This is a genomic window from Bacillus crepusculi, from assembly GCF_014764715.1.
GTDB lineage: Bacteria > Bacillota > Bacilli > Bacillales > Bacillaceae > Bacillus.
Genome location: NZ_JACXXE010000002.1, coordinates 461,284 through 486,800 on the forward strand (window position 1 = coordinate 461,284; position 25,517 = coordinate 486,800).

24 protein-coding genes and 1 tRNA gene are annotated in these 25,517 nt (G+C 43.3%); 21 read left to right on the top strand and 4 right to left on the bottom strand.

From position 1 onward, the window contains the following. Window positions 1-24 precede the first annotated feature (24 nt). Window positions 25-1,644 (top strand): SulP family inorganic anion transporter, encoded by a 1,620-nt coding sequence (locus IEE86_RS06265; RefSeq protein ID WP_191096433.1) that lies wholly within the window; start codon window positions 25-27, stop codon window positions 1,642-1,644. Between the two features lie 30 nt (window positions 1,645-1,674). Here IEE86_RS06265 and IEE86_RS06270 read toward each other — a convergent pair whose 3' ends face one another. Continuing rightward, a complete protein-coding gene (locus IEE86_RS06270) occupies window positions 1,675-2,016 on the bottom strand; it encodes a MazG nucleotide pyrophosphohydrolase domain-containing protein (protein ID WP_191096434.1) in 342 nt (113 codons plus the stop codon). 136 nt (window positions 2,017-2,152) lie between these two features. On the opposite strand from IEE86_RS06270, the gene IEE86_RS06275 reads away from it, so the two are divergent. Further along, window positions 2,153-2,731, top strand: coding sequence for an LOG family protein (locus IEE86_RS06275; protein ID WP_191096435.1), 579 nt, complete (start codon window positions 2,153-2,155; stop codon window positions 2,729-2,731). A gap of 59 nt (window positions 2,732-2,790) precedes the next feature. Here the strand turns inward: IEE86_RS06275 and clpP are convergent, their stop codons facing one another. After that, complete coding sequence (gene clpP, locus IEE86_RS06280) at window positions 2,791-3,387, bottom strand: ATP-dependent Clp endopeptidase proteolytic subunit ClpP (protein ID WP_024719872.1); 597 nt, start codon at window positions 3,385-3,387, stop codon at window positions 2,791-2,793. Window positions 3,388-3,661: 274 nt separating this feature from the next. Here clpP and IEE86_RS06285 point away from each other — a divergent pair. The 5 genes from IEE86_RS06285 (at window position 3,662) to abc-f (ending at window position 8,346) form a co-directional block, all read left to right on the top strand. Next, window positions 3,662-3,737, top strand: a tRNA-Arg gene (locus IEE86_RS06285). Window positions 3,738-4,235: 498 nt separating this feature from the next. Then, entirely contained in the window at window positions 4,236-4,787 is a 552-nt protein-coding gene (locus tag IEE86_RS06290; RefSeq protein WP_191096436.1) for a hypothetical protein, read from the top strand. A 41-nt stretch (window positions 4,788-4,828) separates the two neighbouring features. After that, window positions 4,829-5,068, top strand: a complete 240-nt coding sequence (locus IEE86_RS06295; protein ID WP_224740817.1) for a hypothetical protein — start codon at window positions 4,829-4,831, stop codon at window positions 5,066-5,068. A 164-nt stretch (window positions 5,069-5,232) separates the two neighbouring features. Continuing rightward, a complete protein-coding gene (locus IEE86_RS06300) occupies window positions 5,233-6,399 on the top strand; it encodes a macrolide family glycosyltransferase (protein WP_191096437.1) in 1,167 nt (388 codons plus the stop codon). Between the two features lie 384 nt (window positions 6,400-6,783). Further along, window positions 6,784-8,346 (top strand): ribosomal protection-like ABC-F family protein, encoded by a 1,563-nt coding sequence (gene abc-f / locus IEE86_RS06305; protein WP_224740850.1) that lies wholly within the window; start codon window positions 6,784-6,786, stop codon window positions 8,344-8,346. Between the two features lie 15 nt (window positions 8,347-8,361). Here abc-f and IEE86_RS06310 read toward each other — a convergent pair whose 3' ends face one another. Then, window positions 8,362-9,771 (bottom strand): polysaccharide deacetylase family protein, encoded by a 1,410-nt coding sequence (locus tag IEE86_RS06310; RefSeq protein WP_318010256.1) that lies wholly within the window; start codon window positions 9,769-9,771, stop codon window positions 8,362-8,364. Between the two features lie 310 nt (window positions 9,772-10,081). Between IEE86_RS06310 and IEE86_RS06315 the strand changes: the two genes are divergently transcribed. From IEE86_RS06315 to IEE86_RS06330, 4 genes are all read left to right on the top strand, one after another. Beyond that, the gene (locus tag IEE86_RS06315; RefSeq protein ID WP_411955682.1) at window positions 10,082-11,134 is read left to right on the top strand and encodes a FecCD family ABC transporter permease; all 1,053 of its coding nucleotides are present in this window, start codon (window positions 10,082-10,084) and stop codon (window positions 11,132-11,134) included. Continuing rightward, the gene (locus IEE86_RS06320) at window positions 11,131-12,132 is read left to right on the top strand and encodes a FecCD family ABC transporter permease (protein ID WP_191096441.1); all 1,002 of its coding nucleotides are present in this window, start codon (window positions 11,131-11,133) and stop codon (window positions 12,130-12,132) included. The genes IEE86_RS06315 and IEE86_RS06320 overlap by 4 nt, the downstream gene beginning before the upstream one ends. Window positions 12,133-12,150: 18 nt before the next feature. Further along, on the top strand, window positions 12,151-13,050 hold the full coding sequence (locus IEE86_RS06325; protein ID WP_411955683.1) for an iron-hydroxamate ABC transporter substrate-binding protein: 900 nt from the start codon (window positions 12,151-12,153) through the stop codon (window positions 13,048-13,050). A gap of 143 nt (window positions 13,051-13,193) precedes the next feature. Beyond that, window positions 13,194-13,418: a phage holin gene (locus IEE86_RS06330; RefSeq protein WP_191096443.1), complete on the top strand. Its 225-nt coding sequence runs from the start codon at window positions 13,194-13,196 to the stop codon at window positions 13,416-13,418. Window positions 13,419-13,502: 84 nt separating this feature from the next. On the opposite strand, the gene slrR is transcribed toward IEE86_RS06330, so the two are convergent. After that, a complete protein-coding gene (gene slrR, locus IEE86_RS06335) occupies window positions 13,503-13,970 on the bottom strand; it encodes an HTH-type transcriptional regulator SlrR (protein ID WP_191096444.1) in 468 nt (155 codons plus the stop codon). Window positions 13,971-14,227: 257 nt separating this feature from the next. Here slrR and IEE86_RS06340 point away from each other — a divergent pair, with 257 nt between their 5' ends. The 10 genes from IEE86_RS06340 to IEE86_RS06385 all read left to right on the top strand — a co-directional run bounded on the left by IEE86_RS06340 (window position 14,228) and on the right by IEE86_RS06385 (window position 25,501). After that, the gene (locus IEE86_RS06340) at window positions 14,228-14,959 is read left to right on the top strand and encodes a YveK family protein (RefSeq protein ID WP_191096445.1); all 732 of its coding nucleotides are present in this window, start codon (window positions 14,228-14,230) and stop codon (window positions 14,957-14,959) included. Then, the gene (locus IEE86_RS06345) at window positions 14,949-15,632 is read left to right on the top strand and encodes a CpsD/CapB family tyrosine-protein kinase (protein ID WP_191096446.1); all 684 of its coding nucleotides are present in this window, start codon (window positions 14,949-14,951) and stop codon (window positions 15,630-15,632) included. Before IEE86_RS06340 ends, IEE86_RS06345 begins: the two co-directional genes overlap by 11 nt. Before the next feature lie 164 nt (window positions 15,633-15,796). Next, window positions 15,797-17,671: a polysaccharide biosynthesis protein gene (locus IEE86_RS06350; RefSeq protein ID WP_191096447.1), complete on the top strand. Its 1,875-nt coding sequence runs from the start codon at window positions 15,797-15,799 to the stop codon at window positions 17,669-17,671. After that, entirely contained in the window at window positions 17,637-18,776 is a 1,140-nt protein-coding gene (locus tag IEE86_RS06355; protein WP_191096448.1) for a glycosyltransferase family 4 protein, read from the top strand. Before IEE86_RS06350 ends, IEE86_RS06355 begins: the two co-directional genes overlap by 35 nt. Before the next feature lie 2 nt (window positions 18,777-18,778). After that, window positions 18,779-19,618: a glycosyltransferase EpsE gene (locus tag IEE86_RS06360; protein WP_191096449.1), complete on the top strand. Its 840-nt coding sequence runs from the start codon at window positions 18,779-18,781 to the stop codon at window positions 19,616-19,618. Further along, window positions 19,611-20,741: a glycosyltransferase family 1 protein gene (locus tag IEE86_RS06365; RefSeq protein ID WP_191096450.1), complete on the top strand. Its 1,131-nt coding sequence runs from the start codon at window positions 19,611-19,613 to the stop codon at window positions 20,739-20,741. Before IEE86_RS06360 ends, IEE86_RS06365 begins: the two co-directional genes overlap by 8 nt. Before the next feature lie 14 nt (window positions 20,742-20,755). Next, a complete protein-coding gene (locus tag IEE86_RS06370; RefSeq protein WP_191096451.1) occupies window positions 20,756-21,859 on the top strand; it encodes an EpsG family protein in 1,104 nt (367 codons plus the stop codon). A gap of 27 nt (window positions 21,860-21,886) precedes the next feature. Next, window positions 21,887-22,909 carry a glycosyltransferase family 2 protein gene (locus IEE86_RS06375; protein WP_191096452.1) on the top strand — a complete coding sequence of 341 codons (1,023 nt, stop codon included), beginning with the start codon at window positions 21,887-21,889 and terminating at the stop codon, window positions 22,907-22,909. Window positions 22,910-22,914: 5 nt separating this feature from the next. Continuing rightward, window positions 22,915-23,943, top strand: a complete 1,029-nt coding sequence (locus IEE86_RS06380) for a polysaccharide pyruvyl transferase family protein (protein WP_191096453.1) — start codon at window positions 22,915-22,917, stop codon at window positions 23,941-23,943. A 28-nt stretch (window positions 23,944-23,971) separates the two neighbouring features. Continuing rightward, window positions 23,972-25,501, top strand: coding sequence for an MATE family efflux transporter (locus IEE86_RS06385; RefSeq protein WP_191096454.1), 1,530 nt, complete (start codon window positions 23,972-23,974; stop codon window positions 25,499-25,501). The last annotated feature ends 16 nt before the right edge of the window (window positions 25,502-25,517 follow it).

Consider the following 25,517-nt stretch of genomic DNA (forward strand, 5'->3'; position numbering starts at 1 on the left):
ACTTGAAGGAGGCCAACACATACCATGCGTTTTTATGGAAGATTTGAAGGTTATGATACATCAAAGTTTAGACGTGATTTAATCGCTGGGCTTGTCGTGGGCGTTGTGGCAATTCCTTTAGGCATGGCATTTGCCATTGCATCTGGTGTCGGACCAGAATATGGATTGTACACAGTCATCGTTGCCGGCATTTTGATTTCATTGTTTGGTGGTTCAAAGTATCAGATTGGCGGGCCTACAGGGGCATTTGTTCCGATTTTATTCGGGATTGTCAGCCAGTACGGTGTTGAAAATTTGCTCATTGCTGGTTTTATGGCAGGCTGTATACTTGTGTTATTCGGCATATTCAAGCTAGGAAAGCTCATGAAATTTATTCCTCGTCCGGTTATCATCGGCTTTACTGCTGGCATCGCTGTCATTATTTTTTCAGGACAGATTGCCAATTTCCTCGGATTAAAGGGTGTTGAAAAGCATGAAAGCTTTTTCCTCAATATGAGAGAAATCGTGGTCCATCTCGGTACCACAAATCGTCTCGCTGTCATCACAGCCGTCATCGGGCTCATCGTGATTTTGGCGGCACAAAAATACATTCCCAAAATACCTGGTGCTCTATTAGGTCTACTCGTTTCAACGTTTCTAGCTGTTCTCTTTTTCCAAGGACAGGTTGAAACGATTGGCTCTGCATATGGTGAAATCCCTCGTCAGCTGCCAAGCTTTGCTTTTCCTGAATTGACGATTGAAAAAATGCTTTACTTGCTGCCTCCAGCGATTGTCATTGCACTTTTAGGCGGAGTGGAATCGATCTTGTCCGCCATGGTCGCTGACAATATGAAAGGCTCTAAACATGACAGCAACAAGGAGCTCATCGGGCAAGGAATCGCCAATATGGCGGCACCGCTTTTCGGAGGAATTCCGGCGACTGGAGCGATTGCCCGTACGGCAACGAACATTAAAAATGGCGGAGCAAGTCCGATTTCTGGTGTCGTGCATGGCGTCGTTGTACTGCTTATCTTAATGCTATTTGCGCCATATGCGTCGATGATTCCACTTGCTGCTATGGCACCGATCTTAATGTTTGTTGCATGGAATATGAGTGAAAGAAAAGAATTTATCAATATTGTGAAAGTGAAAAATGCGGATTCACTTGTCCTAGTCGTGACCTTCCTGTTAACAGTCATTGGTGACTTGATTATTGGCGTCACCGCAGGTCTCATTTTAGCATTTATCGCCTTTATTAAAAAAATGAGCCAGACGACCAGCATTCATACAAATGTCGCTGTTTCCCAAATAGAAACGGCAGCGACTTTAGAAAAACACGATCAGAAAGGGATCAGTATGTATTCCATTGAAGGACCACTGTTTTTCGGGACAACAGATTCATTGGAAAATTCCATTTTGGACCATGTTCAGACAAAGCCGAAAACGCTCATCCTGCTCATGAATAAAGTCAATTATATGGATACATCAGCAGAAGCAGTCCTGATGAACATCTCCAATCGTTTAAAGCATCATAATGGTAAACTAATGATTGTTGGGCTTCAATCACAGCCAAAGGAGCTTTTGCATCGTACGGGTCTTTTCCATCATATTGGAAAGCAGCATTTCTTTGAACGAACGGATGATATCTCCCCGCAGCAGCTATAAGGTTGTCAAAAAGCACGTGACACGAAACGGTCACGTGCTTTTTGCCTGTTCTATTTCACCAGAAAAACGTTTTGTGAGTTTCTGTTGATGGGAGGAGAAGACCTCTTCTAATGTCACATCATAGAGATCAGCTAAAACGAGTAGGTTTCCTAACACGTCCCCCATTTCTTCGATCAGATCTTTCTTTAACTCTAGTGTCTCTTGTATTTTCTCATCAGGCCGATCACGCCCAATCTCTACGGCTCTAACGGCACGAGCGAGCTCTCCCGTTTCTTCCATAAGGAAGCCTAACCGAATAAACGGCCCGTATTGTGTCCAATGTCTCATTTCATAAAACGACTTGATCCATTTTTCCATCTCTGTTGTTTGCATTCTCTTTATACAGCTCCTTATATGGTATTCACCTTTTGATTTTACACTATATATAGACGAAGCGGCTGTTTCTTTACAATCAATTATAGTAGAATAAGTGGGTGAAGATATCATAGAGAGAGATGGAGCTGTTCTGATGAAAACGATTTGTGTGTTTGCTGGTTCGAATCCAGGTGTGAATGACATCTATAAACAAAAGGCTGTAGAGCTGGGTGCTTATATGGCAGAGAAAGGCATTCGTCTTGTATACGGCGGTTCACGAATTGGACTAATGGGTGCCATTGCAGATGAGGTATTAAAAAATGGCGGGCAAGTGATCGGGGTTATGCCAAAGGGGCTATTTCGAGGAGAGGTTGTGCATCAAGAGCTGACAGAGCTAATAGAGGTCAAAGGAATGCATGAACGAAAAGCGAAAATGAGCGAGCTGGCTGATGGATTTATTGCGATGCCAGGTGGCTTTGGTACATATGAAGAATTATTTGAGGTGCTATGCTGGGCACAAATAGGGATTCACCAAAAGCCAATTGGCTTGTATCAAGTCAATGACTATTTCAAGCCACTCATTGACATGGTGACGTTTAGTGTACAGGAAGGTTTTTCGAATGAATCACACCTACAATTGCTACATGCCTCAAGAGAGCCGGAAGAACTGATTTCACAGATGGCATCTTATCAAACACCAACTCTTCAGCAGAAATGGACGGAGCTGTCTTAAAGCAGGTGAGCAACAAAAAACCGTCTGTTCAAAGGAGCAGACGGTTTGTTTTGTCATGATTATTTTTGTTCTTCTGAATTACGGGTTAACACTTTGTCGATAAGTCCGTATTGAAGTGCTTCTTCCGCTGTTTTGAAGTTGTCACGATCTGTATCGCGCTCAATCACTTCAATTGGCTGACCAGTACGTTCAGCAAGTACTTGGTTCAGTTTATCACGTAAAGAAAGGATTCGTTTTGCCGCAATTTCAATTTCTGTCGCTTGACCTTGGGCACCGCCTAATGGTTGGTGAATCATGACTTCACTGTTTGGAAGGGCATAACGCTTACCTTTTTCACCAGCAGCAAGCAGGAACGCACCCATTGATGCAGCCATACCAATACAAATAGTTGATACCTTTGGTTTAATAAATTGCATCGTATCGTAAATGGCCATACCAGCTGTGATCGAACCGCCGGGGCTGTTAATGTAGATAGAGATATCTTTCTCTGGATCTTCGGCTTCTAAGAAAAGAAGCTGTGACACGATGGAGTTGGCAACATTGTCATCGATCGCAGAACCAAGCATGATAATACGGTCTTTTAAAAGACGAGAATAAATGTCGTAAGCTCTTTCCCCACGATTTGTTTGTTCAATGACTGTAGGTATTAAATTCATAATGTTCCTCCTTCACCTTTTAGGTAAGTATGTAATTCAATGATACATTTTTGGTCAATAAAGGTCAAACAAAACGCTGTCAAAAAATTCGACAGCCACCTGTTATTTTTCCCAAAAAGCATTTTCTTAAACCATCGAAGTCAAAATGGCATAAATAGAAAAGTGTGCACCGTTTTTGGTGCAGACTTCTTTTTATCATGTCATCAGAATTTGATTGCTTTCTTGCAGCATTTCCCTTATAATTTGATATGCTGACGTTCAAAAAACATATCGTGCGCTCGTAGCTCAGTTGGATAGAGCGGTGGTTTCCGGTACCACGTCTGCCGGGGGTTCGAATCCCTCCGAGCGCGTACTTGACCTTGCTTACGATGATAAAGGTCTTTCATGAACCCCTCTTCATATGGAGAGGGGTTTTTATGTTTAATCGGATTGATCGTTTTCTTCTAATAAAGTTAGGATAAGCAAGTGATAAAATGTTTTGGTTGCAAGCCAGCAACATCTATCCGAGTATAATAAAATAAACCCCATTCTTAACATAAGAATGGGGTTTATTGCTATAAAGGGGTTACCTGCCTTTTTGACCTTTCCTGTAAATAGCCGCAGGTATAATTGTAAGAAGAACAATGATAAATCCAATCACAGATACAGTATTTTTTATTGTGTTGTCATTCACAGTGAAGTTTGTCAATATCATTGCCGCCAGACAAAGAATGATGATTAAATAACTGTATTTCTCCAAGACTTTCACAAAATATCCCTCCAATATGAATCTATAAAATTGAAACAATTATTATAGTATGATATTTTTACCTCATATTCAAAAAATAAACAAGGGAGGAGTATATTGGATGAAAACTATTTTTCATAAGAAGAGTGTAATATGCTTCATAACAGCTCTTTTCATGTTATTGTCAACGATTTTTACTGCGGATGCAACAGCAATTAGTCCTAATTCAGAAGTGGATGAAGAGTATCAAGAGTTGCTAGAGGTTTTATTGGCGATTGAAGCTTTACCTGACAGCGTTATTGCAAAAGGAGATGAAGCCGTATTTAAATGGTTGGAAGAGAACTCTAATATCCCTCTTCAACGACAAGGTGAGGTTGTTACTATGGGTGTAGTTGGTTGTATTTCCGCGGTTGGAACTGCCATTATAACCAATGTTATACCAATAGCAAAAATCGCAAAAGTCAAATCAGCAATAAAAGCTGCAGGAGGTGCTACAAAATTTGTTAAAACATTAATTCCAGCGTATAAGGCCGCCAGACAGGCGGGAAAAAGTAAGGGGAATGCTGTAAAAGCAGCTGTAAATAAAGCAGCGAAAAACGCTAGTCCTGAAGCAAAAAGAGCACTGCTTGAATTTTTCAATATAGGAAATGTGTATTCAGCGTGCTTTGAATAAATATCGAAACACAGTTACAAAGGAATAATTAAAATAACAGCGTGAAATACCGCTATATATTGGGAATACAGCTAAAGCAAGTGCACTACTACTTACTTGTACCAACAAAGGATGGAAAAGCGCCAAATCTTGATATCACGAGCAGCGGTGTGTGGAAGAAGAATCAAGCGGTGAAACAAGGGTATGTCCTCTATTACTCGATCAATGAATTTATCTATGCAGATCCGATTTCGGTTGAAAAACAGTCTGCTGCATTCAAAAAATGCTGCTCAACTCATTAGATAAAAAGACAAAGCGCTTAACAGGAGGCTTTGTCTTTTTATCTTATAGCCTCTTCATATACTGGTCATAAGACTCATTTCTCCCCTTTTCAGGCGTATTTGTTGAGCCTGCTGGCTGTATATGATTAACATGGAAGAGAATTGACAATGAGGAGGGATTGCTTGTGGCGAAAATTTTATTGATTACGTTCCCAGCTGAAGGACATGTGAACCCAATGTTAGGGATCATTAAAGCATGGACAGATCGAGGTGATGAAGTTCATGCGGTCACAACTGAACATTATCAGGAACGAATCGAACGCTTAGGCGCTCACGTACATATACACCCAGACTATATTCGCACATTACATGTGGAAGAGGACAATTTAGATTCCATGCAGCCATTCTTTCATGCCATGCTGCAAACGTCATTCGATGTTTTAGAGGTAGTAGAAACACTTTCGCAGCAGCATTCATTTGATTTGGTCTATTTTGATATGTTTGGAGCAGGTGAGCTTGTGCGGGATTACTTACAGATTCCAGGGATCGGTTCGAACCCTTCTTTTGTGCTGCAAGAGGCGCATTTTGATACACCTCTATACAGAAAGGATGAGAAGGCGGCTCATCTGTTAGAAGAAATACATGAACGTTTTGGCGTTCAGCCAACGCATTTGATGCAATTCATGAAAAACCGCGGAGAGCTGAATATGGTGTATACAAGTGAATATTTTCAGCCGTCCGTCGATTCATTAAACGATTCGTTTGTTTTCATTGGGCCGAGCTTTTTGAAACGAGCGGATCAGCACCATTTCCCGCTGGAAGCACTTGAGCAAGAAAAAGTCATTTTTGTTTCGATGGGCACAGTTCTTGGGGATACAGAAGCATTTTTTAATATGTGTATTGATGCCTTTGCAGACTTTAACGGAAAAGTGGTTCTTGCAACAGGTGAAAAAGTGGATAGGTCTCTCTTAAAAGAGGCGCCTTCTCATTTTCTGATTGAGCCTTATGTACCGCAGCTTGAAGTGCTCGAACTGACAGATGTGTTTATAACACACGGCGGGATGAATAGTGTCAATGAAGGGATTCATTATCATGTTCCGATGGTGGTCATTCCGGTCGACAAAGATCAGCCGATGGTGGCACAAAGACTGACGGAATTATCTGCTGCCTGCGCACTTGATAAAGACCAACTGACGGCAAAGCAGCTCAGAGATACTGTAGAAACGGTTCTGGAAAATGACACGTATCGTGACGGGATTGAAAAAATTGAAGAAAGCTTCCAAACAGCAGGAGGAACAGAAAAAGCCTTACGTGTGATTGATCAATTTATACAGGCGAAACAGACTCAATAGTTGAAGGTGTTCCAAAAGTGCCCGATTTGTTTTAAACAGAGTCCCACTTGACAAAAAATAACCCATCTCTTATCGTATACGTAACAAACGACGGAAGGGTGACCCAATGCAATGAAGTACTAATCCTATGGCCTGTAAGCAAAATGAACGAAGGCAGTGAGCAAACGATCGGTTTGCCATGTTTGCTGCGTTTTCATTTTTTAGCTTCGGAATAGGATGGTACAGCTTGGGAATCAAAAAATGAGGTGATTGATACGTGGGATGTGTGTTCATTTGATGAACGCCACATCTTACTGGATCGATCCGCTTATTTTTGTACACCATTTTGCCTCCTATTCTGAGAATGGGAGGCTTTTTATGTCTCCTGATACGAAAGGAGAGGGCTTGATGTTACTAAAAGCCAATCAGTTAAAGGTATTTCGAAAGGATCGGTTGTTATTTGATATTGAGAAGCTTGCCATCCATCAAGGTGACCGTATTGGTCTAGTGGGGGTAAATGGTAGCGGGAAAACGACTTTATTGCATGTGCTTGCGGGTCATGAGAAACCAGACAGTGGAACGTTTGCTGTCACAACGACCTGTACGCTGCTTCCACAGATGAAACAAGCGGATGACAGACAGAGTGGTGGAGAGATGACCCAAACCTATATTGAAAGAGCTTTAAGCCGACCGTCTGCCCTTTTATTAGCAGATGAACCGACGACTCATTTAGATACAGAACACATTGAGTGGCTGGAAGAGAAGCTACGTGATCATCAAGGTGCCCTCATTGTCGTTTCACATGATCGTGCTTTTTTAGATGCACTATGTACGGAGATTTGGGAGCTGGATGCTGGGGTGCTCACGCAATACAAAGGCAACTACACACATTTTGCACAGCAAAAAGAGCTGGCGCATCGCCAGCAGGTGGAAGCATACGAGGCTTATACACAAAAGAAAAAACAGCTAGAGCATGCGCTGGAAAAGAAAAAGAAAAAAGCCGACAAAGCGACAAAGCCATCACAGAAGCTGAAATCCTCTGGGCCAAAAATTGCAAAGCCCTACTATGCAAACAAACAAAAAAAGCTGCAAAAAACAGCCAAATCCATTGAAACAAGAATGGAGAAATTAGAAAAGGTTGAGAAAGTAAAGGACATTCAGCCCATTCAAATGACTCAGCAGACAATGAAGGAAATAGCAAGCCGAACCATTTTGCGTGTGAAAGATGTAGATGGCAAGGCAGGAAATAAAGTGCTTTGGAAGCAGGCAAATGTGGAAGTAAGGGGCGGGGATAAAGTCGCCATCATCGGAAAGAACGGAAGCGGGAAAACGACATTTCTTCAAATGCTAGTGAATGGACATCCCGGAATTTCTCGTTCAGAGGCTGTCAAGCTAGGTTATTTTCGTCAGAACCTTTCAGGATTAAAGGTAGATGAATCCATTTTACAAAATGCACTGAAAGAGACTGTTCAAGAGGAGACAGTGGTTCGAACGGTTTTAGCGAGACTTGGGTTTCGAGGAGATGATGTGCATAAGCCTGTTCGGGTGTTAAGCGGGGGAGAACGGGTGAAGACCATGCTAGCGTCGTTACTCGTCAGTGATGCCAATGTCCTTATGCTGGATGAACCGACGAATTTTTTAGATCTTGCGGCAGTCGAAGCGCTTGAAGGTCTATTGAAGAATTACCCAGGTACAGTTGTGTTTGTTTCACACGACCGCAGACTCATTGAGAAGGCTGCCACCCGTATTCTGTATGTTCACAAACAACGCATTGAAAGCTTTGATGGGACATATGAAGAGTATAAACAAAAGAAAGATAAACCATCTGTTACAAAAAGAGAAGAGGAGCTTCTGTTGATTGATATGCAGCTGTCTGAAGTGCTCAGCCGCTTAAGTATTGAGCCTTCCAAGGAGCTGGAAGAGACATTTCAAGCATTATTGAAGCAAAAGAAGTCTTTGGAGTCATAAAAAGAACCCCTGTGTTTACTGCACAGGGGATTGTTCATGCCGTTCTTTTTTTAATTGTTCTAGTTCACTGACTGTGACAAGCTGGTAGCCTTGTTTGGTGAGCTCATGGATGATCTTCACTGCTGCTTGAGCAGAGCTGTCATAAATATCGTGCATTAACACCGTTTTGCCATCTGCCGCATGTGAGAGAACATGGCTTGTGATCTGCTGACTGTTGCGAATTTTCCAATCCTCAGGATCAACATCCCACAAAGACACTTTCATATCAACCGCTTGATTGATGTCTTGATTTGTTCCACCATATGGCGGTCTAAAGTGAGTAGGTGTATATCCGCTCGCTTTTTGAATCAGCTGCTGCGTGTCCTTTACCTGTTTCACCGCTTGCTTGAGGGGCAGTCTTGTTAATAAAGGATGGTTATAAGAATGGTTTCCGATCTCATTCCCGCCCTTTAGAATGTCGGCAAGCATCCCAGGATAGTACTGTACCCTGCTGCCTAATACGAAAAAGGTGGCGTGTCCTTTATGTTCCTTCAGCGCATCTAAAATTTTTGTCGTTGTCGCTGGGTTCGGACCATCGTCAAATGTGAGTGCGATGGCTTTTTTATTTGGATCAAGCTTTGATTTTTGCGGCAGCTTGACGGCTTTTCTTTTTGGATTCGGTTCTTTGATTTCATTTTTATTTTTGATTTTATTCATATATTCTGGCTTCAATATATCTTTCAGCAACGTCTTTTTGATGGCAAGTGTTTGTGGACCAAGATCCTCTGCGGCTACTTGAGAAGCTGGGAAATAAAACTCTACATATTTCTCTTTCAAGGCAAATTGACTGAAGTTTTGAGCAGTAGGGGCTGTTCCTTTCTGAAGAAGCGCTTGATCCTTAGACAAGGTTTTGTCCTTTCGAAGCTCCGTGTATGTAATATACGATAATTTCTTTAAATAATTGGTTTTAGGCTGAAATAAATCCTTTGTGTCAAGAAAGGTTTTTTTCTGAAAATCAAAGTTGATCGTGAGATGATGAGTGGTTCCATTTTGCTGACCTGTATAGGTATAGGTTGTAAAATGAATGGCAGCAGACTGTTTCGCATAATGCACCATGTCATAATCAATATTCAGTTCAAAGCGTTTATTTTCATCAATGTCTTTGGCTTCACTGAATGTCTTTTTGAAATGCTCTAATACTGAATTTGCATAGCTTTGAATCTTGTCATCTAGCTCTTTTTGGTGAAAAAGAGGATAGTTGACTGCATATCTCATAAATTTCCCGTCATTTACGAGAGTGACAATTTCGACGTTTTTATAGTTTGTATCTTGCTTTACATTTTTCTTCTCTGTACCGCTTGCTTGTTGATTTTGAAAGAAAGCAACTGCTCCAATGACGATCGCAAGCGCAAATAGGATGATACTCCATTTTCCCTTTAATGACACAACTTTCAAATCTCCTCTCATGACGGGTCATTCTTTATCAGTTTGACATCTGTTTGTAATATTTTTATAACATTTGACTCACTTTTGTAATTTTAGGTGATGTTCATGCGGACTGTCAACTATTTTCCTATTAAACTATCGGAAAAAATGATAGGTCTTTCAGAACGAGTAAAGCTGAAGAAAAGAAATACCTCCTTTTGTTGCCAAGTACATACCTTCAATAATTAAAAAATGGGGTGTACATTGATTTTTTGGAGGCTGGCGGCTATAATTTTGATGATTATGATTCTCATTTTCAAACAGACTTTTAATGAAGAAAAGGATGACACCGATTTTGCAGGATAAGCGAACACCTCAACAAAAACGATCATCACATGTTTGGTTCTTTTTGATATTTTTTCTGGCGGTCATTGGTTTGCTTACTGCCATGTTTTTTGCTGTTTCATATGGAGCAAAAACATTGTCTCTGCAAACGGTTTGGACAGCTGTATTTGACTACCAGTCAGATGTAACAGAGCAGCAGATCATCCACGAATTAAGGCTTCCGCGTGTTCTAGGGGCAGCCCTTGTTGGAGCGGCCTTTGCTGTAGCGGGCGCTCTCATGCAGGGCATCACAAGAAACCCGCTGGCAGATGCGGGGATTTTAGGTATTAATGGCGGTGCGATGTTTGTTGTTGCTCTCTGTTTTGCTTTTTTCCCAGGCATGCCTTATTCAGCACTCATGTTTTTTTCTTTTATCGGTGCTGTACTGAGTACCCTGCTGATTTTTGCGATTGGGGCGGCCGGTGGTGTATTGACACCGCTGCGGCTGACCGTTGCAGGAGCAGTTGTCGCCGCATTGCTTCATGCGCTGAGCTCTGGAATCGCCATTTATTTTGATTTGAGTCAGGATCTGGCTTTTTGGTATGCAGGCGGTGTGGCTGGTGTGAAATGGCCGCAGCTGATGATTCTTGCCCCGGTCATTCTCATTGTCATCGTATGGGCGGTGTTATTAGGGCGGTCACTGTCGTTACTTTCACTCGGTGAAGATGTAGCGGCGAATTTAGGGGTGAAAACACGGCAAGTGCGAATACTAGGAATGGCCGCAGCTGTTTTGCTCGCCGGGGTTTCTGTATCAGCAGTCGGGTCCATTGGGTTTGTCGGGCTCGTCATCCCGCATATCGCACGAAAGCTGGTTGGTGTGAACTATCGTTTCGTCATACCGATGTCAGCGATTTTAGGCGCTATGCTGCTTGTTTTTGCGGATCTTGCCAGCCGCACAGTGAATCCACCAAGAGAGCTTGCCATTGGCGTGATGGTGGCACTTGTCGGTGTTCCTTTCTTCTTATACATTGCCAGAAAAGAAGGGAGGAACCTGTCATGAAGGAGAAACAGCGTGCTCTTATCGTGACAGTCGTCTTGCTTTGCCTGAGTGCTGCTGTGGTGCTGTATAGTTTAAATACTGGCACGCTGAAACTCAGTCCCATCGTTGTTGTCAAAACGTTATTTGGCTTTGGAGATTTCCAAAGTGAGACAGTGCTGTTTGATTATCGTCTCCCGCGAATTGTCGTGACGCTTCTAGCGGGAATGGGTCTTGGCATTGCAGGCGGCATTTTGCAGAGTTTATCTCGTAATCCACTCGCCGATCCTGGGATTATTGGACTGAATGCAGGGGCAGCATTTGGCTTAATTGTGTTTGTGACGTATTTCCACGCACTTGAAGGCAATCCGTCTCTTCTTATTCCGCTCTTTACATTTGGCGGCGGACTACTTGCGGCAGCGGTCATCGTGCTCCTTGCGTATGACCGGCATGAAGGGCTTGTTCCTATCCGGCTGATCCTAGTAGGAATCGCGGTTGCTGCGGGGTTTAGTGCATTGACTTTATATTTGTCATTGAAGCTGGATGAAGATACATACACGTTTGCTTCAAGGTGGCTTGTGGGCAATGTATGGGGCAGAGACTGGATTCACGTGTTAGCACTTCTGCCTTGGATTGTCTGCCTTGTGCCGCTTACGCTGATGCAGTCAAGCACGCTCAATGCATTGACGTTAGGAGATGCTGTCGCTTCAAGTGTAGGTGTACGTGTGCAGCTTAAACGTCTCTTTTTACTTACCTTAGCGGTTGGCCTGGCTAGTGCGAGTGTGTCGATGACAGGCGGAATTGGCTTTATTGGTCTCGTCGCACCGCATTTGGCTAGGCGGCTTGTCGGCTCACTGCATCAGCACTTTTTACCGGTTAGTGCACTGCTTGGGGTGTTGATTTTGGTCAGTGCCGATACAATCGGACGTTCCATCTTTGCTCCAAATGCCATCCCAGCGGGTGTGGTTGTAGCGTTTATCGGCGCCCCGTATTTTCTCTATTTATTAACAAAAACGAAATAAAAAATGAAAGAGGAATCCATCATGAAAAAATTACTTGTGTTTGGTTTAACGATCTGTTTCTTGATTCTTGCTGCTTGCGGTCAACAGGAAACAAAAAATACGACCAATCAAAATGAACATGGCACACCAAAGATTGCTTCCTTGTCTATCCACTTAACAAATGACTTATTAGCACTCGGTATCAAGCCTGCTGGCTCTGTCGTAGGAGGAGACTTAAAAGATTTTCTTCCACATGCGAAAAAGCAGCTGAGCAATACGAAGAAGCTGGGCATTGCAGCAGATCCAGATATGGAGTCACTGCTTGCTTTAAAACCAGATGTCATTTATGTCGATGAAGAACTAGCTGGACAAGACTTATCGAAATTCAAGAAAATCACCAAAACCGAAGTATTTAATTTAAATGATGGCACGTGGCGGGACCATTTGAAAAAAATCGGCAAGCTCGTCAATAAAGAAAAAGAAGCCGATCAATATATCAAGGACTACAATCAAGAAGCAAAAGAAGTGAAATCACTCATCCAGAAAAAGATTGGAAATGGAAAAGTGATGGCGATTCGTGTAACAGCAAAGGAGCTTCGAGTATTTAGCATGAAGCGTCCAATGGGTCCTATTTTATACGAGGATTTGGGGCTGACACCTGTTGATGGTGTGAAAAAGCTGGATAGCAAACGGCCATTCGAAGTCATTTCTCAAGAGGTTCTTCCTGACTATGATGCAGATGCTATTTTTGTCGTCGTCAACCGTGATGATAAAGCGCAGCAGGCATTCAAACAATTAGAACAGACACCGATCTGGAAAGGCTTAAAAGCCGTGAAGAAAAACCAAGTCTATCCGATTGCTGATCAGCCATGGCTTGATTACTCAGCACTAGGCAATAAAATGGCATTGGATGAAGCAAAAGAGATGTTTTCTAAATAAAGGCACATGAATGAAGGCATTATTCCTCACATAGGAATGATGTCTCTTTTTTTGGTTCGTTCTTCTACTTAGCCGTTTTTGGCATACATATGAGAGAGAACGAGCAGTCATACCCGTGTGTAGGGGAAAGGGAGGGGTTACAGTTGGAGGTTCAAAAAATTAGTGCAGGTACGATTGCAAGGCTTGTGTTGCTTTTGCTCGCGCTTGTGAACAGTGCTCTAACCGCTGCGGGAAAAAGCCCAATTCCTATTGATGAAGAAGGCATTCAGCAATTCATCACGTTGGCTTTTCTTGGGATGACATCACTATGGGCCTATTGGAAAAACAATGATATTACGAAAAAAGCACGAACAAAAAAAGAAGAATGAGAGAAAAGAGCCTTTTGTGATAAAAGGCTCTTTTTTACGAAGCGTCAAACGCCTCTCCCCGCAATTTGATTCTTCCTGAAAGGCTTACGCCCGGCGTTCTCCCATGTTAGTAAGGAATGCTTTCACTTCCTCAATGCTTAAGCCGATAGCTTTCGCTTCACTCATAAGACGCTTCCACTCTGACATATTCGAATCGGTCAGCTTTCTATGGGTGACATGTAACGTCTTTTCCTCCTGCTCCTTTCGGTACGTTTGGAGCAGCTGATAGAGCTTTTCTTTAGGCATGCCAGATTGGACGGCATTGACTATATGCTCCCGCCATTCCTGTTCACCTTCAGATGAATGAAACATCATTGTCTCTGCATCAAACAGCTCTTGTAAATCAATTTCTAGTGATGAGGATACCTTTTTTAAAAACTGGACAGATGGATTCCGGTGGACGCCCCGCTCAATTTTACTCAAATATGACTTAGAGATATGAGCATCTTCAGCCAATTGCTGAATCGAGAGTCCTTTCCTCTTGCGGTAAATTCGTATCACCTTGCCTATCATTCGATATATGATCTCCCTTCTCCCTGGCGATTAGTTCTGCGACCTTTTCGTTCATTATAAGAAATAAATTGTTCTTTATAAAATTCAAAAACGTAAGAAACAGGAAGTAAACAAAAGAAAACGAACGATTTTGTTCTTTAAAAAGAACTATAAGACCTATTATGACATTTTTCTTTGCGGGTATTATCTTTTATAATCCAATCATTAACAAAAAGAAACCATATATAACCTTTTTATGATGAAATCGGGAGGTATCTATGAATGAGAATATAGGTTTTAAGCAGCTGTTTTCTGTCATTAAAGAGAAAATGGCCCTTCTGATCCTGATTGTCCTGATCATAACGGGCATTTCAGCCTACTATCAGTTCTATGTCTCGACTCCTGTATATCAGGCAACCACTCAAATTCTTGTTCATAAACGTAGCAATGACGCACAAGCGAATTTAAACGATATTCAGATGAACCTTCAATATACACGTACCTTTCAAGTCCTGTTAAAAAGTCCCATCGTCATTGAAAAAGTAAAAGAAACGCTCAATCTCACAGAATCAGCTGAAGGATTAAAACACAAAATTGCCACAAGTACAGAAAATGAGTCTGAGGTCATAAATATTTCTGTACAAGATGAGGACCGTGCGAAGGCAGTAGCGATTGCGAATACGGCAACAGCGGTGCTACAGGAAGAAATAAAAAAAACCATGAATATGGATCGCATTAATGTTTTGTCTGAAGCCAAGCTGTCCAACACGATTCTCATGAATTCAAGGAAATTCGTTCATATTGTACTAGCACTGGGCGCCTCTTTATTAGGGGGAATGACACTCATTTTCTTAATGAATCTACTCGACGATACTGTAAAACGAACACATCAAATAAGAGAAGAGATCGGATTGCCGTCGCTCGGCAGTGTCTATCAGATGCAAGCAGACAGGAGGGCAAAAAAAGACAAGCAGTCCGTCATAACGGGAGGACAGAACATTGATCTTTAAGAGGAAAAAAAGAGAAAAGAGAGATTTATCCTGTATTTCTGTATTACATCCTCATTCTGTCATTGCGGAACAATTCCGCACGATCCGAACGAATATCGAATTCACATCGATCCAGACAAGATTGAAATCCATTTTGGTGACATCCTCCTTGCCGAAGGAAGGGAAATCATTTACGGCTGCAAACTTAGCAGCTGTTTTTGCACAGCAGAAAAAGCGAGTCCTGCTCATGGATGCTGATTTGCGAAAGCCGGCTGTTCATGAATACTTTGACCTGAGTCATCATACCGGTTTGACCAATGTGCTATTAAATAATTGCAGCTTGGAGGAAGCGATTTTACCTACACCAATTGAGCATTTGGAGCTGCTTCCAAGCGGGACCATTCCGCCAAATCCAGCTGAGCTGCTCTCCTCTTCTGTGATGAAGCAGCTATTTTATGAGATCGAACAGCAATATGACATGGTGATCGTTGATTCTGCGCCGCTTCTGCCAGTTGCAGATGCTAAGATCCTGGCGAACCGGACGGATGGAAGCATTCTTGTTGTCTTAAGCGGCAAAACAAAGATTGCCGCCGTGAAAAAGTCAAAAGAAGTGTTAGAAGGAACAACAGGAAAATTGCTTGGGGCTATGCTAAATGGAAAGAAAGAGAAAAAAGGCAGGCTGTATATGTATTAAAAAGATTGATAGGTGATGTCTCCTAATCTTTAACAACGGAGGCACTCGACCCTGCTGTGGGCATAATAGATGCCTTAGATGCGCGTCATCAATAGTGGGGTGTGAGGACGGGTTTGATGCCCATTTTACGTAAGAATAGTGATCTTGAAAAAGGGGGAGGAGCGTTGACTTACGCCCAAAGATTATCAATCATCGTGGCACTAGATTCATATCTCATTTTAGTTGCTGTCTTTTTTGGTTTTCAATTTGTCCAAGAAGCGGCGTTAACTGTCTATACATTTGAAATGCTCGTCATTTCTTCACTCAGTCTGCTCATTGGACACCATGTGTTTGCCTATATGTTTCATGTGTACAAGCAAGTATGGGCATACACAGGGGTTAGAGAGCTATTTTCTTTAATGAAGACCTTTGTGTGTTCTTTTTTATTTTCGATGACAATGCTGTACATTTTCGTGCAGACATGGCCATTTCGATTTTTATTCATTGTTTGGCTTTTCCATACTTTGTTCATCGGTGCATCTCGTATGGCATCTAGACTATTTCATGATGGCGCAAAGCGGCTACAGGTAGAAAAGGAGCGGGCATTAATCATTGGTGCCGGATCTGCCGGGACCATTATTGTTCGTCAGCTTCAGCAGTCAAGTGACGTACATATTGAGCCAGTCGCCTTCATTGATGATGACAAAACGAAGCACAGGCTTGAAGTCATGGGTCTTCCCGTCCTTGGTGGAAAAGAACATATTCAAACAGCTGTTGCGATGATGGATATTCAAAAGATCATTATCGCCATTCCGTCCAAAAGCAGCCACACCTTAAAAGGGCTGTATAAGGAATGTGTAGCGACTGGGGTCAAAACGCAGATCATGCCGGAAATGGAGCAGATTTTAAAAGGAACCCATGCGCTGAATCAATTACGGGATGTACAGCCAGAGGATTTGCTTGGAAGAGAGCCGATTCAATTAGATACAAGCCGTCTATCCGTTCACCTAAAAGGAAAAACGATTATGGTGACAGGGGCAGGCGGGTCCATCGGGTCAGAAATCTGTCGTCAAATTTGTGTATTTGCCCCCCGGGCGATTGTGCTTGTGGGACATGGAGAATTTAGCATTCATTCTATTTTACTAGAGCTGAAAGAATTGTATGGAGATAGCATTAGCCTATATCCACAAATTGCGGATATTCAAGATAAACAAAAAATGAGTGAAATCATTGGTCATTTTCAGCCGGACATGATTTATCATGCTGCCGCACATAAGCATGTCCCGCTCATGGAGATCAGTCCGAAAGAAGCGGTGAAAAACAATATTATCGGGACAAAAAATGTCGCAGAAGCCGCACATGAACACGGCATCGAAACATTTGTCCTCATATCATCTGACAAAGCGGTGAACCCTGCCAATGTGATGGGCGCCACAAAGCGCTTTGCTGAAATGCTGATCATGCAAATGGGGGCAAGCAGTGAAACGAAATTTGTAGCCGTTCGATTTGGAAATGTACTCGGAAGCAGGGGGAGCGTCATCCCAATCTTTAAAAAACAAATCGAAAAAGGTGGACCTGTGACGGTCACGCACCCCGCCATGACAAGATATTTTATGACCATTCCGGAGGCATCAAGGCTTGTCATTCAGGCAGGCGCACTGGCAGAAGGAAGACAGATTTTTGTGTTAGATATGGGGGAGCCAGTGAAAATTGTTGACCTCGCCGAAAACCTCATTCACCTCTCGGGCTACACCACAGACCAGATTCCGATCACCTTCACGGGCATTCGTCCCGGAGAGAAAATGTACGAGGAGTTACTCAACCAGCATGAAAAAGCACAGGAGCAAATTTTTCCGAAAATTCATATCGGTCATGCGCTGGATGGCGATCCATATGTGCTGAACCGCTTTATCCATGAATTTGACATGATGAGTGACGATCAAATGAGACAGGCATTATTTGCTGCCATTGAGTCGCATGATTTGTTGTCTGAACAGCTGAAAAGAGAGGAGGAACCGCTTGCCAATGAAGAAAAAAGTCTTGTTTTGCGCAACGGTTGATTATCATTTTAAGGCATTCCATCTTCCATATTTCCGGTGGTTTCAGAGGCAAGGATGGGAAGTGCATACAGCGGCAAATGGTCAACTTGAGCTGCCCTATGTGGATCAAGCTCACTCGATTCCGATTCAGCGCTCACCTTTTCATTTGCGCAACCGGCTTGCGTATGTGGAGCTGAAGAAGCTGTTAGCGAAAGAGCATTACGACTTTATCCATTGTCACACACCGATGGGAAGTGTCATTGGCAGGCTGGCAGCCAAAAGCACGCGGAAAAAAGGGACGAAGGTTCTCTACACAGCACATGGGTTTCACTTTTGGCAGGGAGCACCGCTTCAAAACTGGCTGCTCTATTATCCAATTGAGAGGTGGCTCGTCCAATATACAGATGCTCTGATCACCATTAATGGAGAAGATTTTGAAAGAGCAGATCGTCTATCAAAAGAGCGGGTATCTGTGCATTATGTGCCCGGTATGGGCGTGGATATGAACCGGTTTGCACCCGTCGATGACAAGGAAAAACAGCGCCTTCGCACAGCCTATGGCTTTTCTCCGAAAGATTTTATTGTGCTGTGTGCTGGCGAATTAAATGCAAATAAAAACCAAGGGATGCTCATCAAAGCATGTGCACAGCTGTCTAGGAAAATTCCGAATGTGAAGATCGTGTTTGCCGGGGAAGGGACGATGAGGCCAAGCTATGAAAAGCTGGTACGCCAGTTGAAGCTTGAGCAGCATGTTCACTTTGCTGGTTTTTGCAAACAAATCGAGGAATGGATGCATGTGAGTGATGTATGCGTGTCAACCAGTCTGAGAGAAGGGCTCGGCATGAATCTGCTTGAAGCGATGTCTGCTGAGAAGCCAGTCATTGCAACGGAAAATAGAGGGCACTGTGAGCTTGTCAAACATGGTGTGAATGGCTTTTTAGTCGAACCGCAAGATGTGAATGGTTTAGCTGATTATTTGCAGCAGCTTTATTACAAAAAAGATCAGCTACCTCTCATGGGAAAAGCGGGTCGTTCCATCGCTCATGCATTTGCACAGGAGCAGACGGTGAGTGCTATGGAGGAAATTTATACAGCCTATATGGACCAAGCAGAGAAGGTGATGTGAGCATGCATAAGCCGAAAGTATCTATCATCATGGGCGTCTACAACTGCCAAGAGACAGTAGAAGAAAGCATTGAATCAATTCTTCAACAAACGTACGAAAACTGGGAGCTCATCATATGTGATGATGCATCAACAGATGGCACCTATGAGAAAGTGCTGCCATATACAAAGCGTGACCCTGAACGAATCCGCCTTATCCGAAATCAACACAACCAAAGACTTGCCGCCAGTCTGAATCGATGTCTAGCAAAAGCGAGGGGAGACTTGATTGCAAGGCAGGACGGCGATGATGTATCGGTGCCAGTTCGTTTGGAAAAACAGGTTCATTTCCTTGAAACACATCCTGAATATGATGTGGTCGGTACGGCAATGACGGTTTTTGATGAGTCGGGAACAAAGGGTGTGCGAGCACTTGTCTCAGCGCCTGATCGAAAGGTGCTGGCAAAAGGGACTCCTTTTTGTCACGGGACCATTATGATGAGAGCTTCTGCATACAAGGCTTTAAATGGATATCGTTCTGCGAGAGCCACAAGACGGATGGAAGATATTGATCTTTGGATTCGTTTTTTTGCTGCTGGGAGAAAAGGCTTTAATTTGCAGGAGCCGCTGTACCTTGTGAGAGAGGATGAAGCGGCCTTTCAGCGCCGGAAGTTCCGGTATTCCATGGATAATGCCTGGCTCGTTTTAAAGGCATGCTGGCTATTAAAATTGTCACCGTTTGATTATCTATTTGCTCTCAAGCCGGTGGTCCGCGCCTGTTTGTCACCGAAGATGATGAGGGTTTATCATCAGCGAAAACTAGAGGCGTCTATGCTGAAAAGGAGGACGATTCGGGATGAGTGAGCCAAAGCGCGTACTCCATATTGTGGGCGGAATGAACCGCGGCGGAGCTGAAACGATGATCATGAATATCTATCGTGCACTCGACAGGAGTGTCCTTCAATTTGATTTTATTACCCACCGGCAGGATGTCTGTGATTATGATGAGGAAATTCGCCAGCTCGGAGGACGCATCTTTTATGTCCCGAGTATTGGCGCGTCCTCTCCGTTGGCTTTTGTGAAAACCTTGACGAAAACGATAAAGCAAACAGGACCTTATCAGGCAGTGCATGCACATACGGATTTTCAAACAGGCTTCTCCGCCCTTGCTGCGAAACTGGCGAGTGTGAAGGTGCGTATTTGTCATTCACATAATACGGCTTGGAAACAGTCGCCAACCTCCCTTGACCACTTGATACTCAAAGGGTTCCGCTGGCTGATTTTTGCCTTTTCTACACAGCTTGTTGCATGCGGAGAGGATGCCGGTGTCTTCTTATTCGGGCAGAAAAAAATGCAGAATGGACGAGTTGAGGTGTTGCCAAATGGGATTGATTTATCCCTTTTCTTTCAGCCTGGACCAGACGAAAAGGTGGAGCTGAAAAGGCAGCTCCATCTACACGAAAAGAAACTGGTCATGGGCCATATTGGGCGATTTCATGAGCAAAAAAATCATGTGTTTTTCATTGAGCTGGCACAGACCTTAAAGAAACAAGGTGTCTCATTTCAGCTTGTCCTCGTAGGAGATGGACCGCTGAGACAAGTGATGGAATCGTATGTGAAGAAGGCAGGATTGATGGAGGACATTGTCTTTACAGGGGTTGTATCGGACGTTCCGCAGTATATGAAGGCCTTTGATGTGTTTGTGATGCCTTCCTTGTTTGAAGGCCTTCCGCTTGTATTAGTGGAAGCGCAGGCATCTGGATTGCCTTGTGTGATTTCAGATCATATTACAGAGGAAGTGGATCTAGGCTGCGGGCTCGTGAAACGAAAGTCACTGCGGGATTCAGCATATGAATGGATGAAGGCTATTCTTGAAGCATATCATGCAGAACCACCTCTTCAACAGACCATTACCTCTCAGCTTGAGCAAAGAGGATTTGACGTGAAACAGAACATCACACGTGTGATGAATGTATATGGATTGTAAGGAAGGATTGGCAGATGGCGGTTTATTTAGTGAATATGGTCATGGTCTATTTATGGTCGAGCTTTGCCGCATTTTACGGCAGACATGATGATACCATTCAAAGCGGATGGCGGCCTAACAAGCTTCTGGTGTTTTTTCCATTTGTATTTCTTAGTATCGTAGCTGGTATTCGGTATAAAGTGGGAACCGATTTTGTGACCTATGGACAGATGTATGAGTTCTCCGTCAACTATGAAAAGCCTTGGCATATATTCGGATTCGGTGTGGACAAGGCCGCAACCGATCCAGGTTTTACGCTCATCTTATGGATGCTCAATCAACTATCACACGATCCACAAATGATGTATATCTCGGTTGGAGTCATTACCTATTTCTTTATTATGAAGACGCTGGTGCGATATGGACGGCCCTTTGAGCTTAGTATGCTGCTTTTTCTCGGCACCTTTCATTATTACGCCTCGTTTAATGGGATGCGGCAGTATATGGTGGCGGCGGTTCTTTTTTATGCCATCCGGCTCGTTATCAATGGTGAATGGAAATGGTATTTTCCGCTCGTTCTTGTGTGTTCGTTGTTTCATTCATCGGCTCTCATCATGATTCCAGTTTATTTTATCGTGAGAACAAAGGCTTGGTCATGGATGATGCTTGTCTTATGCTTGATTTTCTTAGGCTTAACCGCTCTTTATGACCGTTTTGTCTCCGTGTTTGTGGTCATGCTGCAAGGGAGCTCTTACGGTCATTACGAGGAATGGCTCACAACGAATACAAATGGAATGAATGTGACAAAAATCGGTGTCTTGATTCTACCGCTTCTGCTTGCTTTCTTTTATCGAAAAAGACTTCGTGAGCTGACGCCAGAGAGTGATTACATTGTGAATTTTTGCTTGCTTGGTTTCTTGTTTGGCATTCTTGCAACAAAGGATGTCATTTATGCAAGATTTCATATTTATTTTGGCTTATATCAGCTCATTTTACTGCCATATTTTACACGCATTTTTGATCAGCGGTCTAATGTTTTTATGTATGTAGGAATTGCTGTTTGCTATATTTTGTACAGCATCATGCTGATGCCGTTTGATTCCTCTGTTTTACCGTATAGAACAATTTTTACAAAGTAGTTTAGAAGAAAGGTGGGGCATGCTGTAATGCCAGCTATCAGTCTATTGGTCGCAGTCTATAATACGAGCCAATACGTGGAGCAATGCCTTCAATCGATTGCAGAGCAAAGCTTTTCAGATATAGAGGTCATACTCGTCAATGATGGATCTACAGATCACAGCGGAGACTTGCTTGAAGCGTTTGCTAAGCGTGATGAACGCTTTCGGGTCATTCATCAAACCAATCAAGGGCTAGGAGCTGTGAGAAATCGGGGCATTGAAGAAGCAAGGGGGACGTATATTGCTTTTGTTGATTCGGACGATATTCTCGCGCCTCATTACTGCAAAGCCTTGTATGAAAAAGCCGAAATGGCTGGTGCAGATCTCGTTGTTAGTGAGTATTGGATTCAATTTGAACAGTCAAACCGAACCATACCGGCGACGCTTTTAGCCCATCGTTCAGCCGATAAAGCGAGTTTAATCGAAGCGTTATTACATGGAGATATCACAGGATTCTCATGGAATAAGCTGTATCGGCGTGCTTTTATCGAAGAACATCACATCCGTTTTCCGCTGAGAGGTGAGCTTGAGAACATTGAAGATCAGTATGTGACGATGCGCTGCTTTTCTTTATCACGTGTCATTGCCTTTGTTCATGAGCCTCTTTATTATTACCGGGTTCATCTGTCATCAATTGTGCAGCGATATCAAAAGCAGTATTTTCGTCATGGATTAACCTTTTATCATGCACAGCGTTTGTTTTTAAAAGAACGGAATGAGCTGCTTCCGTATGAGAAGGCCTTAGATTTTTTTATGGTCAATCATACGCTTCATTGCATGCTCAATGAATGGAAGAGCCAGAATTCCCTCTCCTTTCATGAAAAGCTTGATCACATGCGGGAAATGGTGACACACGAAGCCTTTCAGCGTGCTGTCAAACGAGTGGAGCCATCGAAGCTCACCGTTCAAAAGCGAATGATTTTATTCCTGGCAAGGTGTCAGTGGGTTTATCCGCTCTCTGCTGCCGCTTCAAGCTATCAAAAATGGATCGAATATCAAACAAGGAAATAGGGGTGATGAGATTGACATTGCAGCAATTGAAGGCACACGCCGCAGAGTGGCTACTCTTAAAGGTGAAATATCCGCTTGAGTATAGGCTGAGCCGCCGCAAGCTGCCACAGCTGAGTCATCAGAAAAAAATCATTCTCACGCTGCTGCCAGCACATGACAATTTAGGTGATCATGCCATTGCCTATGCGAGCTATTGTTTTTTTCAGAAACACTTTCCGACCTATGACATCATAGAAGTGGATATGAAAGAGATGTATCGCCTCGCTCGTCCGCTAAAGCGCATGCGGCATCCAGAAGACATCGTCTGTATCATTGGTGGGGGCAATATGGGGGATTTATACCGGTACGAAGAATGGACAAGGCAATTTATCATGAACACGTTCAAGTCTTATCCCATGATTCAGCTACCCGCTACTGTTCATTTCACAGAAACAAAAAGAGGGAAAAGGGAAGAACGCCGCGCCATTCAAACATATCAACAACACCCGAGGCTTCTCCTGATGGCAAGAGATCAAACAACCTATGAATGGATGAAGCAGCATTTTCCTGATAAAGATGTATGGAAACAGCCTGATATGGTGCTGACATTAGACGAATCATCAAAGGAGCAAGAGCGTAAAGGGGTACTGCTTTGTCTGCGAGAGGATAAGGAAGCGTATCTCACCGAAAAAGAGCGGCAGAAGCTACAGCAGCATGTCAAAGAGGCGTATGATCAAGCTGGTTTGATCACAACGACAATTGGAAAACGAGTCGATCGAATGACTCGCTTAGAGGAATTATCCGCCTTGTGGACCAAGTTAAGACAAGCAGAAGTCGTCGTGACAGATCGGCTGCATGGCATGATTTTCTGTGCGATTACAAATACACCATGTGTTGTCCTAAGATCGTTTGATCATAAGGTGATGGAAGGGTTTGAATGGGTGGCGCATCTTCCTTTTTTAACCCTTTTAAAAGAACCAAATGAGGCAGCTGTGAAAGAGGCGGTTCATCAGCTAATGAAAACAAGCGGTCAAAAGGGAGAGGAAGCTGGATGACGCTCCTTAGACGCTGCGTGAAAACACAATGAATCGTGCCTTTCTTTACAATGTTAGTGCGAACTTAATGACCTTTGTCCTTATGATGCTCATGTCTGTTTGTTTAACACCTTACATTGTTCATACGCTTGGAGTAGAAGCATTTGGCCTAATTCATCTGACGCAAAATATGATCAACTATTTATCGGTCATTACAGCTTCATTAAGTGCTGTTGTTGTGCGTTTTTTTTCTGTTGCGGCTCATAAAGGGGAGATGGAAAAGGCGCAGCGCTATCTCGCTTCCTATTTCGTCAGTTCGATTTGTTTATCCATCATTCTCTTTTTGCTTGTCGTTTTATGGGCTCAGCAGCTGGTGGAGTGGCTTCATGTCCCTGTTCATCTCGCAAAAGACACACAGATCGCCTTTATGTTAGGGGGTCTTTTATTTATGCTCAATTTCGTCATGTCCGGTATTGGGGCTGCACCGTTTTTTGCGAACAAATTATATGTATCAAGTGCCCTGCAGGCCATTCAGACGTTTGTGAGAGCGCTTGTCATTGTGATGCTGTTTACCTGGACGACACCAACCATTTGGCATATACCGCTTGCGGCCATCATTGGGAGCTTAGCAGCGATGGGGATCGGTATCTATTATTTTAAGAAACTCATCCCTTGGTTTTCGTTTAAGTGGCGGCACGTCTCATTATCTTCTAGTCTCACTCTTGTTCGATCAGGGGTATGGCATTCATTTGAGCAAATGGGGATTTTATTGTTTTTACAAATTGATTTATTGATGACCAACGTGCTCATTGGAGCGGAAGCGACTGGCCAATATGCGGCTATTTTACAATTCCCATTATTGCTGCGCACACTTGCAGGGACATTAGCGGTTGTGTTTGCGCCAACGATTACGAGATTTTATTCGAATCATGACAAAGAGGGACTCATTCAATATGCCGCCAGCGCCATTAAGTGGAGCGGCTTATTTGTTGCGTTCCCGGCGGCACTTCTAGGAGGTCTCGCCGGCCCGCTCATGCTGCTGTGGCTTGGACCAGCCTTTGAAGAGCTAAAATGGCTCCTCATGATTCATGCGGCATATTTATGTTTGACGTTAATGTTTTTACCACTGACATATGTGCCAACCGCCTTTAACCGATTGAAAGTACCAGCGGTGGTCACGCTCATATTAGGCGCTTCCAATGTGCTTTTAGCCTATGGATTGACTCATATGCTCAAGCTTGGTTTATATGGCATTGCATCAGCAGGCGCCATTGTTTTATTGATCAAAAATATCGTATTTCTTCCATTTTATACGTCTCAGATCACAAAGCAGAAACGCACCATCTTTTATAAACATACAATGGTTCCGCTAGCAGGCGCCCTATTGATTTGGGGCATCTGCGCAGGAATTCAGGCTGTGTATCACGTGACCTCATGGTGGGAGTTATTTTGTATTGCTGGCCTTTGCTTCATTGTCTACTTGGGCTATTTGTATCTATTTGCAGGAACAAAACAAGAGCGGGTGCAGCTGATGCGCAAGATGAAACAAGCTGCCGCTGAACGAGCGGTCACCCGCTAGTGTGAAAAGGAGATAC